At 61.3% G+C, this 15938-nt stretch carries 17 protein-coding genes; 5 read left to right on the forward strand and 12 right to left on the reverse strand.

Annotation, left to right across the window (positions count from 1 at the left end):
* The first annotated feature begins 2 nt into the window (after positions 1-2).
* Positions 3-857 carry a carotenoid 1,2-hydratase gene (gene crtC / locus FEV53_RS04905; protein ID WP_142833787.1) on the forward strand — a complete coding sequence of 285 codons (855 nt, stop codon included), beginning with the start codon at positions 3-5 and terminating at the stop codon, positions 855-857.
* Here the strand turns inward: crtC and FEV53_RS04910 are convergent.
* The 5 genes from FEV53_RS04910 to cyoA are packed head-to-tail and all read right to left on the reverse strand — an operon-like array spanning position 833 to position 5581.
* Entirely contained in the window at positions 833-1546 is a 714-nt protein-coding gene (locus FEV53_RS04910) for an SURF1 family protein (protein WP_142833701.1), read from the reverse strand. The genes crtC and FEV53_RS04910 overlap by 25 nt on opposite strands.
* A complete protein-coding gene (gene cyoD / locus FEV53_RS04915; protein ID WP_142833702.1) occupies positions 1539-1922 on the reverse strand; it encodes a cytochrome o ubiquinol oxidase subunit IV in 384 nt (127 codons plus the stop codon). Before cyoD ends, FEV53_RS04910 begins: the two co-directional genes overlap by 8 nt.
* On the reverse strand, positions 1922-2548 hold the full coding sequence (cyoC, locus tag FEV53_RS04920; RefSeq protein WP_142833703.1) for a cytochrome o ubiquinol oxidase subunit III: 627 nt from the start codon (positions 2546-2548) through the stop codon (positions 1922-1924). Before cyoC ends, cyoD begins: the two co-directional genes overlap by 1 nt.
* A 4-nt stretch (positions 2549-2552) precedes the next feature.
* A complete protein-coding gene (cyoB, locus tag FEV53_RS04925) occupies positions 2553-4562 on the reverse strand; it encodes a cytochrome o ubiquinol oxidase subunit I (protein ID WP_142833704.1) in 2010 nt (669 codons plus the stop codon).
* A gap of 11 nt (positions 4563-4573) precedes the next feature.
* Positions 4574-5581: a ubiquinol oxidase subunit II gene (cyoA, locus tag FEV53_RS04930; RefSeq protein ID WP_142833705.1), complete on the reverse strand. Its 1008-nt coding sequence runs from the start codon at positions 5579-5581 to the stop codon at positions 4574-4576.
* A gap of 230 nt (positions 5582-5811) precedes the next feature.
* Here cyoA and FEV53_RS04935 point away from each other — a divergent pair, with 230 nt between their 5' ends.
* On the forward strand, positions 5812-7128 hold the full coding sequence (locus tag FEV53_RS04935; RefSeq protein ID WP_142833706.1) for an MFS transporter: 1317 nt from the start codon (positions 5812-5814) through the stop codon (positions 7126-7128).
* A 266-nt stretch (positions 7129-7394) separates the two neighbouring features.
* Positions 7395-8270 (forward strand): hypothetical protein, encoded by an 876-nt coding sequence (locus FEV53_RS04940; RefSeq protein ID WP_142833707.1) that lies wholly within the window; start codon positions 7395-7397, stop codon positions 8268-8270.
* 85 nt (positions 8271-8355) lie between these two features.
* Here the strand turns inward: FEV53_RS04940 and FEV53_RS04945 are convergent, their stop codons facing one another.
* From FEV53_RS04945 to smpB, 3 genes are all read right to left on the reverse strand, one after another.
* Positions 8356-9537: an amino acid aminotransferase gene (locus FEV53_RS04945; protein ID WP_142833708.1), complete on the reverse strand. Its 1182-nt coding sequence runs from the start codon at positions 9535-9537 to the stop codon at positions 8356-8358.
* Position 9538: 1 nt separating this feature from the next.
* Complete coding sequence (sseA, locus tag FEV53_RS04950) at positions 9539-10393, reverse strand: 3-mercaptopyruvate sulfurtransferase (RefSeq protein ID WP_142833709.1); 855 nt, start codon at positions 10391-10393, stop codon at positions 9539-9541.
* 139 nt (positions 10394-10532) lie between these two features.
* Positions 10533-11006 carry an SsrA-binding protein SmpB gene (gene smpB, locus FEV53_RS04955; RefSeq protein WP_142833710.1) on the reverse strand — a complete coding sequence of 158 codons (474 nt, stop codon included), beginning with the start codon at positions 11004-11006 and terminating at the stop codon, positions 10533-10535.
* A gap of 75 nt (positions 11007-11081) precedes the next feature.
* Here smpB and FEV53_RS04960 point away from each other — a divergent pair, with 75 nt between their 5' ends.
* Together FEV53_RS04960 and FEV53_RS04965 are read left to right on the forward strand one after the other, a co-directional pair.
* Positions 11082-12260 (forward strand): GNAT family N-acetyltransferase, encoded by a 1179-nt coding sequence (locus tag FEV53_RS04960; RefSeq protein ID WP_142833711.1) that lies wholly within the window; start codon positions 11082-11084, stop codon positions 12258-12260.
* Positions 12261-12281: 21 nt separating this feature from the next.
* The gene (locus FEV53_RS04965; protein ID WP_142833712.1) at positions 12282-12563 is read left to right on the forward strand and encodes a 4a-hydroxytetrahydrobiopterin dehydratase; all 282 of its coding nucleotides are present in this window, start codon (positions 12282-12284) and stop codon (positions 12561-12563) included.
* A gap of 51 nt (positions 12564-12614) precedes the next feature.
* Here FEV53_RS04965 and rfbA read toward each other — a convergent pair whose 3' ends face one another.
* From rfbA to rfbC, 4 genes are read right to left on the reverse strand one after another with little or no spacing between them, the layout of a single operon-like run.
* Positions 12615-13484, reverse strand: a complete 870-nt coding sequence (rfbA, locus tag FEV53_RS04970) for a glucose-1-phosphate thymidylyltransferase RfbA (RefSeq protein ID WP_142833713.1) — start codon at positions 13482-13484, stop codon at positions 12615-12617.
* The gene (gene rfbD, locus FEV53_RS04975; protein WP_142833714.1) at positions 13481-14329 is read right to left on the reverse strand and encodes a dTDP-4-dehydrorhamnose reductase; all 849 of its coding nucleotides are present in this window, start codon (positions 14327-14329) and stop codon (positions 13481-13483) included. The genes rfbA and rfbD overlap by 4 nt, the downstream gene beginning before the upstream one ends.
* Positions 14326-15369, reverse strand: coding sequence for a dTDP-glucose 4,6-dehydratase (gene rfbB / locus FEV53_RS04980; RefSeq protein WP_142833715.1), 1044 nt, complete (start codon positions 15367-15369; stop codon positions 14326-14328). Before rfbB ends, rfbD begins: the two co-directional genes overlap by 4 nt.
* Positions 15369-15938, reverse strand: coding sequence for a dTDP-4-dehydrorhamnose 3,5-epimerase (gene rfbC / locus FEV53_RS04985; protein ID WP_142833716.1), 570 nt, complete (start codon positions 15936-15938; stop codon positions 15369-15371). The genes rfbB and rfbC overlap by 1 nt, the downstream gene beginning before the upstream one ends.

The following is a 15938-nucleotide window of genomic DNA, read 5'->3' on the forward strand; positions in this document are numbered from 1 at the left end:
TCATCGGCTTCATAGGGTCTGTTTTTTCACCGTGGTATCGCTGGTCCGGACGTCGCAATCCGGCAAACCATGTGTGCCTGAACGTGGCGACCTACGGGCCCGGCGGGCGGTTCACCATGACGGACAGGGGCGAGACGACCCTGCACCAGAGCCGGTCAGAGTTAAGCATCGGCCCCTCCGCCATGCGGTGGGAGGGCGACCGGCTGATCGTCGAAGTCAACGAAGTCTCGTCCCCGCCGCTGATTTCGCGGGTGCGGGGGCATATCACCGTGACGCCCTCCGCCGTGACGGACCGGGAGCTGTGCCTGACACCCGATGGCGCCCATATCTGGCGTCCCTTCGCGCCTACGGCCCATGTGGAGGTCGATCTGGGCAAGCGCGCACAATGGCAGGGCGAGGGTTATTTCGACGCCAATTTCGGCACCCGCGCGCTGGAGGCGGATTTCTCCTACTGGACGTGGGGACGGTATCCCCTGGCCGATGGGACCGCGTGCTTCTACGACGCGGTGCGCCGCGACGGGACGCATCTGGCCAGCGGATTCCGCTTTCACGCGGATGGACGGTCAGAGAGGTTGGAGACGCTGCCCCCGCTCCAGCGGCTGCCCCGATCGCTCTGGGCTGTGATGCGGGAGACCCGGGGCGATGCAGGCAGTCGGCCCAAAACCGCGCTATCGATGCTCGACGCACCCTTTTATTGCCGCTCGGCGGTGACGACACGGATCGACGGCTACGAGACCACTGGCGTGCATGAAGCGCTCGACCTCGACCGTTTTCGGGGGCCGTGGCTAATGCCGATGCTGGCCGTCCGGGTCCCACGCCGGGCGCGGTGGAATCAATCGCGGCCCGCTCGCTCGTAACGGATCAGGATCACCATTCCCCCGACTACCATTGCGCAAAGGGCGAACCACGTCAGCGCGTAGGACAGATGGGTGTTGCGAAAGGTGACCACCGTCAGCCCGCCGACCGGCCAGGGATCAGACGGTCCGGCATCGACGAAGATCGGCAGGACCTCCGGCACACCAACGGCGTCGGCCATCGCGGCGACGTCGCGGGAATACCACCACCCGCCCTCCGGATCGTTGTCCCGCAGAAACGCCCCGCCCGGCTCGGTCAGCCTTGCGAGACCCGTGACGGTCACCTCACCGGTAGGGCTGGGATCATCGCGTGTGGCCGGGTCACGCTGGTCCGGGGGCACAAAGCCCCGGTTGACGAAGACGGCAGGCGCACCGTCTCGGATCAGAGGCGTCAGAACCCAGTATCCGCCCCCCAGCTCAGTCACGGCCTTGACCAGCAATTCCCGGTCGTGGGCAAATCGGCCTGTGACCGTCGCCGGCTGGTATTCGACGAGGGGATCAGGCTGGCCGATGAGGCTGTCCACCGGAACCGGATCGCTGGCAAGGCGCGCCTCAACCCGCGCGATGAGGTCCTTCTTCCAGCCGAGACGCTGGAATTGCCAGACCCCGAGACCGGCCAGCGTCACCGCCAGCACAGTCCCGAGGGTGAGGATCAGACCCAGCAGCCAGACCGGCCGCCGCCGGTCAGCCATCTGAGAGGCGACCGCCGTCCATCCCGGGCATCATGTAGCTGTCCATGTTCAGCATCACCCAGATCGTGCCCACGACAGCGATGACCAGAACGATAATGGTGAACGCCATGGCGGAGAGCACCCAGCCCTGTTGCGCTTTGGGCGACATATGCAGGAAGTAGATGATGTGGACCACCATCTGCACCACGGCACAGGCCAGCACCAGAATGCCGGTCATCTGCGCCGAGGCAAAGCCGCCGGCCATCACGACGCCAAAGGGGATCACCGTGAGAATCACCGACAGGACAAAGCCGGTGACATAGGACTTTTTCGACCCGTGGGGCATCTGCGCGCCCAGCTCATGGCCATGATCGTGGGAAAGGTCAGAAGCGCTCATCAGATCATCCCGAACAGATAGACAAAGGTGAAGACGCCGATCCAGATCACGTCGAGGAAGTGCCAGAACATGGACAGACACTCGACCCGGCGCTCATTGGCGGGGGACAGGCCGTGCTTGCGAAGCTGCACCACCAGCGTGAACAGCCAGATCAGACCAAAGGTCACGTGCAACCCATGGGTGCCGACCAACGCAAAGAAAGACGACAGGAAGGCCGACCGCTGCGGGCCGGCGCCCTCATGGATCAGGTGATAGAACTCGTAAAGTTCGATGCACAGGAACGCAGCGCCGAAACAGGCCGTGATCAGCAGCCAGCGGATCACACCGCTCAGATCCTTGTCCTGCATCGACAGCATCGCAAAGCCGTAGGTGATCGACGACAGCAGCAGCATGGCCGTGTTCACCGCGACCAATGGCAGCTCAAAGATCTCCTTGGGCGTCGGGCCTCCGGCATAATTGCCCCCCAGAACCGCAAAGGTCGCAAACAGGGTCGCAAAGATGAGGCAGTCGCTCATCAGGTAGATCCAGAAGCCCAGCGCGGTCGAGGTGCCCTCGGGATGCTCGGGCTCCTGCTCCAGATGGAAGACGCGCTCGTCAGTCGGGGCGGTCAGAACTTCGGTGCTCATGGTGTCAAACAGCCTCGGTCGTTGCGTGATCCACCGCATGCTCGGTCTCGCGGACCTCGGATGCCGGGATGTTGTAGGAACGGTCGTAGTTAAATGTGTGGTGGATCGCCGCCGCGATCATGCCCACGAAGGTCACCAATGCGAGCCACCAGATGTGCCAGACCAGCGCAAAGGCGAGCACGGTAGAAATCCCCGCGATGATCACACCCGCGCCGCTGTTTTTCGGCATGTGGATGGGCTCGAACCCTTCGCGCGGCGGGACATAGCCGTGCTCCTTCATGTCGTGCCAGGCGTCGAGGTCATAGACCACCGGCGTGCGGGCAAAGTTGTAATGCGGCGGCGGGCAGGTCGTCGCCCATTCCAGCGTCCGGCCATCCTGCCAAGGATCGTTGGAATAGACCCGGTTGTTCTTGCGCTGGAGGATCGAGAAAAACACCTGCAGGGCGAGGGCCCCGATACCTGCGAGGATCAGCACCGCGCCGATGGCAGCCACAATGAAGAACGGCTGGAGCGTCGGGTCCTCAAACACGCGCATCCGCCGTGTCACACCCATCAGGCCCATCACGTAGAGCGGAGTGAAAGCGACCCAGAAGCCGCCGACCCAGCACCAGAAGCTCACATGCCCCCAGAACTGGTTCATCCTGTAGCCAAAGGCTTTGGGCCACCAATAGTTGATACCTGCGAACACCCCGAACACCACGCCTCCAATGATCACGTTGTGGAAGTGGGCGATCAGGAACAGGGAGTTGTGCAGCACGAAATCCGCCGGCGGCACGGCCAGCATGACGCCCGTCATGCCCCCGATGGTGAAGGTCAGAAGGAAGGCGATCGTCCACATCATCGGCAGCTCGAACCGGACCCGGCCTTTGTACATGGTGAACAGCCAGTTGAAGACCTTGGCGCCGGTGGGGATCGAGATGATCATCGTCGCGATGCCGAAGAAGGAGTTCACGGTCGCCCCGGAGCCCATGGTAAAGAAGTGGTGTAGCCAGACGAGGTAGGACAGGATGGTGATACAGACCGTGGCGTAAACCATTGAGTTGTAGCCAAAGAGCCGCTTACCCGAGAAGGTCGCTGCCACTTCGGAGAAGATCCCGAAGATCGGCAGGATGAGGATGTAAACCTCCGGGTGGCCCCAGATCCAGATCAGGTTGACGTAGAGCATCGGGTTCCCACCAAGGTCATTGGTGAAAAAGTTCATGCCCAGATAGCGGTCCAGCGCCAGCAGGGTGATGGTCGCCGTCAGGACCGGGAAGGTCGCCACGATCAGGATGTTGGTGCAGAGCGCCGTCCAGGTGAAGATCGGCATCCGCATCAGGGTCATGCCGGGCGCGCGCATCTTCAGGATGGTCACCAGCAGGTTGATCCCTGACAGCGTTGTCCCGACGCCAGCCACCTGCAAACCCCAGATCCAGTAATCGACACCCACATAGGGCTGAGCCTCGGAGCCGGAGAGCGGCGGGAAGGCCAGCCAGCCGGTCTGGCCAAATTCACCGATGAACAGCGAAACCATCATCATCACCGCGCCGCCAACGGTCATCCAGAAGCTGAAATTGTTCAGGAAAGGGAAGGACACGTCACGGGCACCGATCTGGAGCGGAACCACATAGTTCATGAAGCCGGTCACGAAGGGCATCGCCGCAAAGAAGATCATGATCGTCCCGTGGGCGGTAAAGATCTGATCGTAATGGTGCGCGTTCAGATAGCCTTCGTTGCCGTCGAAGGCCATCGCTTGCTGGGCCCGCATCATGATCGCATCGGCAAAGCCGCGCAGGAACATGATCAGACCAAGGATCATATACATGATCCCGATTTTCTTATGGTCCACGCTGGTGAACCAGTCATGCCAGAGCGTTCCCCAAAGCCGGAAATAGGTAATCGCGGCCATCGCGCAAACGCCGATGATCACGACCCCGACAAAGGTCCCCCAGACGATGGGCTCCTGAGGGATGGCATCCCAATTCAGGCGACCCAGAAGAAAGGTTGTTTCGATTTCACCACTACCAGCAGCCATGAGCGGACCTATCAGTTCTGTTCGTTTGCGGCGACGTCGAGCGTGCCGTGTGAGACGGAAGAGTGGCTCTCGGAGGCGTCGCCATGCGCCCCGTCGCCATCGTGACCTTCGTTGGTCATGGAGCCCCCACCCGTGCCGTGATCCATCTCATCGATGCAGGTCTGGCCCTCTTCGACGCAGCGGTTGAGGATATCGTGGTAAAGATCCGGGTCTGAGACGGTGTAATAGCGGACTTTCTCGCGCGACGTGGGCTCGGCCAGCTTGAGATACGCCTCGCGGGTCAGCTCGGTGCCCTCAGCGCGCACCTTTTCGACCCATGCGTCAAATTCCTCGTTCGACATCCCGTGGAACGTGAACCGCATCCCCGAAAAACCGGCTCCACTGTAATGGGACGAGCGACCCTTGTAGGCGCCGGGCTCGTTCACGACCGCGTTCAGCTCAGTCTCCATGCCGGGCATTGTGTAGATCATCCCCGCAAGCGCCGGGATATAGAACGCGTTCATCACATCCGACGCGGTCAGGCCAAACTCGATCGGCACATCGACGGGCGCAGCAGACTCGTTGACCACCGCAATGCCCTGCTCGGGATAGAAAAACAGCCATTTCCAGTCGAGCGCCACGACCTTGACCACCAACTCTTCTTCACCGTCCTCCACACCCGTGGCGGCGCTGTCGAGAGCACGATAGGGATCAAGCTTATGCGTCGTGACCCAGGTAATCGCGCCCAGCCACATAATGATCACCAGCGGCGCGGCCCAGATCAGCAGCTCCAGCTTGTTGGAGTGCGCGTAGGCCGGATCGTATCCCTGCGGTGCATCCTGACCGGCGCGGTGATGGTACTTCTTTGCAATCACCACGATGGCCACCATGACCGGCGCTACGATGAGCAGGATCAGGATGGTCGTAATCAGGAGAACATCGCGGAGCTGTTCCGCAACCCAACCTGAGGGAGAGAGGACGTCTGACTGGCATCCCGCAAGGAATAGCGTCAGCCCGAGTATGAGGAGGCGTCTGGTCATGAGCTCTTCGGCAATTGATTCACTGAGTGCTGGGGCTGCCAAATAGCGGGACAAACCGGGAGGTCCACCGCTTCACGCGGATTGGGGCATATTTTTTTGGGCGGTAACATTTCTAGGCCGCCGCCCCTTGCCTCCACCGGCAAAAACACCACCATTGTCCAGAACTGCGGCGGCTCTCATGCTGTCCGCTGCGCGACTGTAAGACACATAAACCATGCGTTGGGGCAAATATGAACGCTACCACCCAAGATTCGCAGAACGGCCACGAGCACGAAGTCGGCCTGACAGACATCACCATCGGCGTGATCATAGGGCGGACAACGGAATTCTTCGATTTCTTTGTTTTCGCCATCGCAGCCGTGCTTGTCTTTCCCTACCATGTTTTCCCATTCGTCCCGCTGCCCCTCGGGATGCTCTACTCGTTTGCCATTCTGGCGCTCGGCTTCATCGCCCGGCCCATTGGGACGGTGATCTTTACCGAGATCGACCGCCGCTATGGCCGTGGCACGAAGATGACCGCAGCGCTCTTTTTGCTCGGCACCTGCACGGTGCTGATCTCATTTCTGCCCAGCTATGAAAAAGAGGGCTGGCTGACCGTTGCCAGCCTCATCGTATTTCGCATCGGGCACGGTATCGCCGTCGGCGGGTCATGGGACGGGATGTCGTCCCTACTGGCGAAACGCGCGCCTCAGGACCGCAAGGGCCGCGAGGCGATGGTGCCGCAGCTTGGCGCTCCGATCGGCCTGATCCTCGCCGCCAGCCTGTTCCTGTTCCTGACCACCAGCCTTACCGAGGAAGAATTCCTGCAATTCGGCTGGCGCTACCCGCTCTTCGTGGTGTTCGCTACAAACGTGGTCGCCCTGTTCGCCCGGCTGCGGATGTCCGTCAGCCCTGAGATGACCGAACTCATGTATGGCGAGGACCTGAAGCCTCAGTCGCCGGCGAAAGGCCTGCGCGAAGAATGGCGCCCCATCATCCTGGGCGCGTTCGCGCCGCTCGCCGCTTCGGCGCTGTTCCACATGGTGACAGTGTTCCCGCTGGCGGTGACCTTCATCGACGATCGCTCTCTGGTGGACACGTTCCTGATCATCGAGCTGTTCGGAGCCTTCTTTGGCATCGGGGCGATCATGCTGTCCGGCCTCATCGCCGATGCGATTGGCCGACTGACCCTGCTGCGCTACACGGCCATCGGCATTGGTATCTTCGCCCTCATCTTCCCACTGGTCCTCAACCTGGGGGTCTTGGGTGCAGCGATCTACGTGGTCGTGGGCTTCGTGCTGCTGGGATTGGCGTTTGGACAGTCGTCGGGCGTGGTCGCCTCCGGCTTCCGCCCGGAAAACCGCTACTTTGCCTCGAACATCACGGCGGATCTCGCATGGATGTTCGGTGCGGGATTTGCACCTTTCGTGGCGCTGTTTCTGACCCTTAGCTTCGGCCTCTGGTCCGCGGGTCTTTATCTGCTGTCAGGCGCGGTCTGCACCTATGTCGTGCTGACCTATTTCCGGAAGGCTCAGATCCACCAGAACCGGTCCACTCAGAACGCCTGAGTGACACCACATCTGTCATCTTCTCAAAAGCCGGGCCCGCAAGGCGCCCGGCTTCTTTGTGTGCAATCGACACCCCATTAGCTCCGGCGTCACCCGCATCCGCACCTCATTCAGCCCTGAAGCAAGCCCCTCGGAGTTCTCATGGGAAAGGTTCAACTTGCGAGTTGACATCTGACTTCCTGTTATCAACGCTGGAGTGAAACCATTTTTCAGTGTGCGCGGGCGTCATGGAACTTATGACAATCTGACTTCTCGGTGTTGGCTTGTTGGCCGCGATCATCAGCGGATTTGATGACGATGATCATGACTCCAATGACAATCGGGATGATGAGCAATCCGACGATGACCAACCTCAAACGGACGACACTGACGGTGACTCGGAGTCAATTCTCGAAGACAGCGAGCCGTTTCAGGGCACTGAAGGCGACGATACTATAGTTGTCGAGGCGGGTGATACTGTACCGGCCACGATCGATTTGCGGGGTGGCGACTATGTGGCCGAGATTGATTACGATGGCGACTTGAAGATCATCGGAGGTGACGGCAATGACTCGATCACAGTCAAAGGCACCTCGAACGTTGCAGATGGTTGGCTCGGGAATGACACCCTGATCGGTGGGAACAGCAATATTCTGGCAGGACATGACGGCGACGATGTGATCGACTTCGAGATCAACTTTGACGAGTTTGCAGTTGACTCGAACATGAGGGGTGCAGCCCATGGCGAGGCCGGTGATGACGTCATTACCGCTCGTGCGCCGGTGTTCGTCACCGAGAGCGATTACGCTGCTTTGGGTCAGGTGTTCCTCTCCGGCGACGATGGCTCTGACGAGTACAACGTGATCTATGAACTGGATGAAAACCCGGGGATACCCGTCGACGCTCCTCTCGAGTCTGAGCCGGAGCTTTTCAGAATTTTGAATTTCGATCCGAATGAAGATCAGCTGCGTGTAGTGCTGGATCGGTCCGAAGTAACCGCAGGCCAGTTGGTTTCGGTTGAGCTGAGAACGGTCACCGTTGGCATGTCAAAACTAATCCTGAGCATCGACGCTACTGAGGAGTTGCCTGGCGCTACCACTGTCCTGCTCATTCAGCACGACACCGAAATTTCGCTCGATGATATTCAGATCGTCGGTGCTTAAGGCACAAACATGACGGACGCACGACGTACGACAACATTAGGCCGGACTCAGTGGGGCCCGGCCTAATTTATGCAAAAACAATATCTTACTCGTAGGTGGCGGCGATCGCCTGGGCAAGTTTCGGGACCGTCTCCTCGTTCAGGCCCGCCACGTTGATCCGGCTGTCGCCCACGATGTAGACGGCAAAGTCCTTGCGGATGGCCTCGACCTGCTCGGGGCTCAGACCCAGACGCGAGAACATACCACGGTGACGCGCGATGAAGTCGAAGCGATCCGAGTTCGTCAGGCGGCGCAGCTCGGCGGCCAGTTGTTCGCGCAGGGCCAGCATGCCGGTCCGCATCTCCTCCAACTCGGCCTTCCAGTCGGCGGTCAACTCGGCGTCGTTGAGGATCGTGGTCACGATCCGCGCCCCGTGATCCGGCGGGAACGAGAAGTTCTGCCGGTTCAGGTGGTTCATGTTACCCTGCACGGTCTTCACATGGGCCGGATCACAGAGCCCCATCAGGAGGCCCGTTCGCTCGCGGTAGATCCCAAAATTCTTCGAGCAGGAGGCGCCGATCAGCATCTCAGGCAGCTTGCGCGCCAGAATGCGGGTGCCGGTGGCGTCTTCTTCGAGCCCGTCGCCAAAGCCCTGATAGGCAAGGTCGACAAACGCAATCGCTCCGCGCTCGCCGATCAGGTCGGCCACGGCCTCCCACTGGGCCTCGGTCAGGTTGGCGCCGGTGGGATTATGGCAGCAGCCATGGACCAGCACCACGTCGCCCGACGCGACCTTGCCCAGATCCTCCATCATGCCGTCGAAATCGACCTCGCCGGTGGCGTTGTCGAAATAGCGGTACTCGACGAAGGGCTGGCCCACTGTCTTCAGGATCGACAAGTGGTTCGGCCAGGTCGGCGCGGAGACGTGGAAGGTGGCGTCGGGGTTCGCCATGCGCACCAGATCCACGCCCTGACGGAAGGCACCGGTGCCGCCCGGCGTTGCTACGGCAGCCATGCGATCCGCCGCAAGCGCGTCGCCGAGGATCAGTTCGCTCAGCGCCTTGGCATAGGCCGGATCTCCCGCGAGCGCCACGTAGCTCTTGGTCGTCTCGCTCTTCAGGAGGCGCGCCTCGGCTTCCTTCACCGCGCGCATGATTGGGGTGTTGCCCTGCGCGTCCTTGTAGACGCCGACGCCGAGGTCGATTTTCTCCGCGCGCGGATCCTCGCGGTAGCTCGCCATGAGAGCGAGGATCTTGTCCGCCGGTTGGTCCTTCAGATTACCAAGCATGTTATGCGTCTCCGTTTGCAACTGGCAGGTCGCCATAGGCGCCCCATTCCGTCCATGATCCATCGTAGAGAGACCAGCTCTCATGGCCGATCCGCGCAAGGCCCAGCGCGAGAATCGCCGCTGTCACGCCGGAGCCGCAGCTGGTGATCACAGGCTGGCTGAGATCAACACCCACTGCCTCAAACGCGGCCCGCAGGTCGTCGGGGGATTTCATCGTCTGATCGGGGTTCAGGAGCTGGCCAAAGGGCAGGTTCTTCGATCCCGGAATATGTCCCGCCCGCAGGCCGGGACGCGGCTCGGGCAGGTCACCGCGGTAGCGTTCAGCAGCCCGGGCGTCGAGGATCTGAGCGCTGCCCAGCTTCGAGGCCTCGGCCACCTGCGTGACATCGCGCAGCAAGTGGTTCTGGCGCGATACGGTCATGTGGCGGTCGCGGATCACGGGGGGCAGATCCTCCATTTCCCGTCCCTCGGCCTGCCATTTCGGCAAGCCGCCATCCAGCACGGCCACATCGTCCTTGCCCATCAGCTTGAAGAGCCACCAGACGCGAGCGGCGGAAAACAGCCCGGCAGAGTCGTAGACCACCACCTGATGACCATCGCCCACACCCATGGCGCGCATCCGGGAGATGAACTTTTCCGTCGGCGGCGCCATATGAGGCAGCTCTGACCGGGCGTCGGAGATCTCTTCGATATCGAAGAACCGCGCACCCGGAATATGGCCTGCGTCATACTCGGACCGCGCATCGCGACCGGCATCGGGCATGTGCCAGGAGGCGTCGAGAACCCGCAGATCCGGGTCATCCAGATGGCGTGCCAGCCACTCCGTCGAGACAAGTGTTTTCGGATCGTCCTGCATGGGAACTCCCTATCTCCCGTTTTCCCAAAAGGGTTACGCGGGGTCGTTGGGCAGGGCAAGACGAGCGGGATACGAAAGAAACAACCGTTCACAGGAAACCCGCCGTACGCATGAAAACTGCGGAAAACGGGTCTGGGGGTCAGTTGTGTTCCTTCAACAGGCGCTGCTTTTGACGATCCCAGTCGCGCTTGGCAGACGTTTCGCGTTTGTCGGCGACTTTTTTACCCTTGGCGATGCCGATCTTCAGCTTGGCGATTCCCTTGTGGTTGAAATAGAGCACCAGCGGCACAAGCGTCATCCCCTTGCGCTGGGTGTCATTCCAGAGCCGCGCCAGCTCGCGCTGTTTGACCAGCAGTTTGCGGCGGCGGCGCTCTTCATGGCCGAACATGGCACGGTCATAGGGGGCGATATAGCTGTTCACCAGCCACAGCTCCCCCTCTTCGACGGCCGCATAGCTCTCGGCGATGTTGGCCTGAGCCACGCGCAGGGATTTCACCTCCGAGCCATAGAGCTGGACGCCACATTCGATGTCATCCTCGATGGCGTAATCGTAGCGGGCCCGCCGGTTCTCGGCGATCACCTTGTAATTCGGGTTGTCTTTTGCCTTGGCCATAGGCGTCACATAGGCGCGGCAGGGACGGCTGTCTACCGTCCGCCGCGATGCTATATGGGGACAAAAGGGGGCAGTATGGACGACGCAGAACAGATCACGGTCACCAGCCATCACGGTCTCGCCAGCATCGACGCGGCGGACTGGGACGCCTGCGCCTGCCCCGAAGCGGCAGACGGGCGGCCCCTCGACCCGTTCACCACCCATCGGTTTCTGTCCGCGCTGGAGCGCTCGGGGTCGGTCGGTCCGGGCACGGGATGGGAGCCGCATCACCTGACGATCCAACAGCGCGGGGAAACAATCGCTTGCACGCCGCTTTATGCAAAGGGACACAGTCAGGGCGAGTATATCTTCGACCATTCCTGGGCCCATGCCTATGAACGGGCGGGCGGGCAATATTATCCGAAACTACAAATCGCCGTGCCATTCACGCCAGCCACCGGACGACGGTTGCTGGTCCGACCCGGGTATGAGCAGATTGGCCGGGCGGCACTGGTCGAGGGCGCGGTGCATGTCGCCGCTGAAAACGATGTCTCCTCCCTGCACCTGACCTTCTGCACCGGAGACGAGGCCGCAGCGCTGGGGGACATGGGTCTCCTGCACAGGCTGGGGCAGCAATATCACTGGGAAGATGCGGGCTATGGCAATTTCGACGGCTTCCTCGCCGCGCTGTCGTCGCGCAAGCGCAAGACCATCCGCAAGGAACGCCGCAGCGCCGACGAAGCCGATCTGAAGATCGTCAACCTGACCGGCGACGACCTGAAACCCCATCATTGGGACCATTTCTGGGCCTTCTACCAGGACACCGGCGCCCGCAAATGGGGTCAGCCTTATCTGACGCGCGCGTTCTTTGAGGAAGCGCAGGCGACGCTGCGAGACGACATGCTGTTGATGCTGGCGCTGGACGGGGACACACCAGTGGCGGGGGCGCTGAATTTCATCGGGAGGGAGACGCTATACGGCCGCTATTGGGGCTGCTTGCGCGAGGTACCGTTCCTGCATTTTGAGCTCTGCTATTACCGCGCCATCGACTGGGCACTCGCCAACGGACTCCACCGCGTCGAAGCGGGCGCTCAGGGCGAGCACAAGCTGGCGCGCGGATACCTGCCCACCCCCGTGCATTCGGTGCACTGGATCGCCGATCCGGGCTTGCGCCGGGCAGTGGAACAGTACCTGATGGCTGAGAGGGACGCCGTTGGTGAGGAAATTGAAATTCTCACCGATTACGGTCCATTTCGAAAGACCACGAACGAGTGACACATGTTAAAGGAGCACCCGATGGACGATGCGGCAATGAAAGACACCCTCGAAAAGCTGGAAAAGCGCGGCTGGACCGTCTCCAGTGACCCCGAGGCGATCAGCAAAACCTTTGAATTCAAAGACTTCACCCGAGCGTTTGGCTGGATGACCATGGTTGCCACACGTGCTGAAAAGATCGGGCATCACCCCGACTGGTCAAACAGCTACAACAAGGTTGATGTGTCTCTGACCACCCATGATTCCGGCGGACTGACAGATAAAGATCTGCGGCTGGCCAAGATGATGGATCAACTCGCGTGACAAGGGAGCTGATCGGCGGGGCATCGAGCCCCGCCGATCAGCGCTTCTCTTTCAGAGAAGCTTTTTCAGGTAGGCGCCATAGTCGGTCTTTTTGAAGGTCTCCGCATGGCGGGCAAGGGTATCGCGATCGATCCAGCCTTGCTCAAAGGCGATCTCTTCAGGGCAGCCGGATTGAATGCCCTGCCGTTTTTGCAAGGTCCGCACGAAATTGGCAGCGTCCAGAAGCGAGTCATGGGTCCCGGTATCAAGCCACGCATAACCGCGCCCCAGACGACCGACGTTCAGGCTGCCTTCCTCAAGATACATCTGGAGGAGCGACACGATCTCCAACTCGCCCCGCTCGGATTTCTCGACCGCCTTCGCCCGTTCAGACGCACGCCCATCAAGGAAGTAAAGCCCGGTAACGGCGTAATTCGACGGCGGGACCTCGGGTTTTTCGATGATTGCCGTCACTTTTCCGTCGGCGTCCATATCGACAACGCCATAGCGCTCTGGATCGTTCACGCGGCTGCCGAACACGGTCCCGCCTTCCTTGCGGGCGTCGGCTGCGCGCAGCTCGTCGGTCAGGCCGTGACCGAAAAAGATATTGTCTCCCAGAACCATGGCAGACGGCGCGCCGTCGAGGAACTCTTCGGCCAGCAGATAGGCCTGCGCCAGGCCGTCCGGGCTCGGCTGCTCGATGAAGGTCAGGCTGATGCCCCATTGGGAGCCGTCCCCCAGCACCTTTTTGAACCGGGACTGGTCTTCGGGCGTGGTGATCACCGCAATCTCCCGAATACCCGTCAGCATGAGCACCGAGAGCGGGTAGTAGATCATCGGCTTATCATACAGCGGCATGAGCTGCTTTGAGACACCGATTGTCAGCGGATACAGGCGGGTGCCTGAGCCCCCGGCGAGGATAATACCTTTACGGTCGGTCATGACGTCTCCGTAATACTCTTGATCATGTGAGGAAGGGTGGCCTGCCAGTCAGGCCGCGCGATACCGAAGGCTGTCTCGGTCGCCGAGCAATCCATCCGGGAATTCCCGGGGCGCTGCGCAGGCGTCGGATAGGCGGAACTGGGGATATCCTCGACCGTCACCGGACGGCCAGCGGCGGCAAAGATGGCGCGGGCGAAGTCAGCCCAGCCCACATCCGGCGCACCGGAGAAGTGGTAGGTCCCGGAGAGCGACGGGTCCGTGACCAGCGCCTCGGCAATGATCATCACCGCGTCCGCAATGGCCGGGGCCGGAGTTGGTCCGCCGATCTGATCCGCAACAACCGTCAGGTGATCCCGGGTCTCGGAAAGCCGCAGCATGGTCTTGAGGAAATTCGCGCCGTGATCCGAATAGACCCACGAGGTCCGAAGGATAGCGTGCACCCCCCCGGCCGCCCGCACAGCTTCTTCGCCAGCGAGCTTTGTCCGGCCATAGGCTCCGAGCGGACCCGTGCGATCGTTGACCTGATGCGGCGCGGTGCCACTGCCGGGAAAGACATAATCCGTGGAGATATGGACGAAGGGAATACCCAACTCCGCAGCGACCCGGGCCATTGCACCGGGGGCCGCGCCATTGATCGCGGCGGCGAGGTTTTCTTCGCTTTCTGCTTTGTCCACGGCGGTGTAGGCGGCGGCGTTGATCACCGCACGCGGGCGGTGCGCCCTGATCGCGGCGGCACAGGCCTCGGGGTCGGTCAGATCGGCCTCGGCGCGGCCTAGGGACAAGACCCCGTCCCGCCCCGCCAGCGAGGCGCCGACCTGTCCCGAAGAGCCGAAGACAAGGATCATTTCGCCGTGCCCAGACGTTCGCCCACACCCTGACGGTCCTGAAGCGCCCGCCACCACGGCTCGTTGTCGAGGAACCAGGCGATGGTCTTTTCCAGCCCCTGCTCCAGCGTGACCGACGGGCGCCAGCCGAGCTCAGTGCGGATGCGGGTGGGATCGATGGCGTAGCGCAGATCGTGGCCCGGACGGTCGGTCACAAAGGTGATCTGATCCGCATAAGAGCCGCTCTCGCGCGGGCGCAGCGTATCGAGATGGGTGCAGATGGTGCGCACGATGTCGATATTCTTCGCCTCGTTCTCGCCGCCGATATTATAGGTCCGACCGATCTCACCCTTTTGCAGGACGGTGAGCAGCGCGTCGGCGTGATCCTCTACATACAGCCAGTCCCGCACGTTTTCGCCCTTGCCGTAAACCGGGATCGAGTCGCCGGCCAATGCCCGCAGGATCACCACCGGGATGAGCTTTTCGGGGAAGTGGAAGGGGCCGTAATTGTTGGAGCAATTCGTGACCACCACTGGCAGTCCATAGGTCTCGTGCCAGGCGCGGACCAGATGGTCGCTGGCGGCCTTGGACGCGGAATAGGGGGAGTTGGGCGCGTAGGGCGTGTCTTCGGTGAACTGCCCGGTTTCGCCCAGCGTGCCATAAACCTCGTCGGTCGAGATATGGTGGAACCGGAAACCCTCGGGTCGCCCCGACTCGTTCCAATAGGCCAGCGCCGCATCGAGCAGGGTCTGGGTGCCGTTCACATTGGTGCGGATGAACGCGCCCGGCCCGTCGATAGACCGGTCCACATGGCTCTCGGCGGCGAGGTGCATCACAGCATCCGGCTTATGCTCCGCAAAGATCCGCACCATTGCATCACCATCGCAGATATCCGCGTGCTCGAACCGATAGTCCGGATGGTCCGCCACCGACGCCACGTTGTCGAGGCAGGCCGCGTAGGTCAGCGCGTCCACGTTCACCACTTCGAACCCGTCGCGGATCGCTTGCCGGACAACGGCCGAGCCGATGAAGCCCGCGCCACCTGTTACCAAAATCTTCATTACTCAGCCTCGTAGGTGAAAGGGTTTTCGAACTCCGACAGGGTGGGCGCTTCACGATCCTTGTTGGAAAGAAGGCTCAGATCGACCTCATCGCCCCAATCCACGCCAAATGCCGGGTCATCAAAGCGAATCGAGACGTCACACTCCGCCGAATAGGGTGCGGAGCATTTATACAGGAGTTCGGCGTCGGGGGTCAGCGTGATGAACCCGTGCAGAAAGCCTGTCGGGATATAAAGTTGATTGCCGTTCTCAGCCGACAGCTCGTAGCCACGCCATTGACCAAACGTCGGCGACCCATGTCGAATGTCCACGGCGATATCCCATACGGCACCGCCGCCGCAGCGCACCAGCTTGGCCTGCGCGTAGGGCGGGCGCTGACAATGCAGGCCGCGCAAGGTCCCGCGAACCCGGCTCAATGAATGATTGTCCTGCACAAAAACGGTCTCGAGACCGGTCGCGGCTTGCAGCGTTGCCTGATTGTACACCTCGCTGAACCACCCGCGAGAATCGCCAAAGCGCTTCGGCGTCAGAAGCAGCAGCCCGGGAATACCGGTCTCATCGACTTGCAT

Source organism: Palleronia caenipelagi, from assembly GCF_007004065.1.
GTDB classification, from domain to species: domain Bacteria; phylum Pseudomonadota; class Alphaproteobacteria; order Rhodobacterales; family Rhodobacteraceae; genus Palleronia; species Palleronia caenipelagi.

Excerpts from the sequence above, each read along its gene's own strand:
- FEV53_RS04910 (WP_142833701.1), bottom strand. The coding sequence starts at position 1,546 with ATGGCTGACCGGCGGCGGCCGGTCTGGCTGCTGGGTCTGATCCTCACC.
- cyoD (WP_142833702.1), bottom strand. The coding sequence starts at position 1,922 with ATGAGCGCTTCTGACCTTTCCCACGATCATGGCCATGAGCTGGGCGCG.
- cyoC (WP_142833703.1), bottom strand. The coding sequence starts at position 2,548 with ATGAGCACCGAAGTTCTGACCGCCCCGACTGACGAGCGCGTCTTCCAT.
- cyoB (WP_142833704.1), bottom strand. The coding sequence starts at position 4,562 with ATGGCTGCTGGTAGTGGTGAAATCGAAACAACCTTTCTTCTGGGTCGC.
- cyoA (WP_142833705.1), bottom strand. The coding sequence starts at position 5,581 with ATGACCAGACGCCTCCTCATACTCGGGCTGACGCTATTCCTTGCGGGA.
- FEV53_RS04935 (WP_142833706.1), top strand. The coding sequence starts at position 5,812 with ATGAACGCTACCACCCAAGATTCGCAGAACGGCCACGAGCACGAAGTC.
- FEV53_RS04945 (WP_142833708.1), bottom strand. The coding sequence starts at position 9,537 with ATGCTTGGTAATCTGAAGGACCAACCGGCGGACAAGATCCTCGCTCTC.
- sseA (WP_142833709.1), bottom strand. The coding sequence starts at position 10,393 with ATGCAGGACGATCCGAAAACACTTGTCTCGACGGAGTGGCTGGCACGC.
- smpB (WP_142833710.1), bottom strand. The coding sequence starts at position 11,006 with ATGGCCAAGGCAAAAGACAACCCGAATTACAAGGTGATCGCCGAGAAC.
- FEV53_RS04960 (WP_142833711.1), top strand. The coding sequence starts at position 11,082 with ATGGACGACGCAGAACAGATCACGGTCACCAGCCATCACGGTCTCGCC.
- FEV53_RS04965 (WP_142833712.1), top strand. The coding sequence starts at position 12,282 with ATGGACGATGCGGCAATGAAAGACACCCTCGAAAAGCTGGAAAAGCGC.
- rfbA (WP_142833713.1), bottom strand. The coding sequence starts at position 13,484 with ATGACCGACCGTAAAGGTATTATCCTCGCCGGGGGCTCAGGCACCCGC.
- rfbD (WP_142833714.1), bottom strand. The coding sequence starts at position 14,329 with ATGATCCTTGTCTTCGGCTCTTCGGGACAGGTCGGCGCCTCGCTGGCG.
- rfbB (WP_142833715.1), bottom strand. The coding sequence starts at position 15,369 with ATGAAGATTTTGGTAACAGGTGGCGCGGGCTTCATCGGCTCGGCCGTT.
- rfbC (WP_142833716.1), bottom strand. The coding sequence starts at position 15,938 with ATGCAAGTCGATGAGACCGGTATTCCCGGGCTGCTGCTTCTGACGCCG.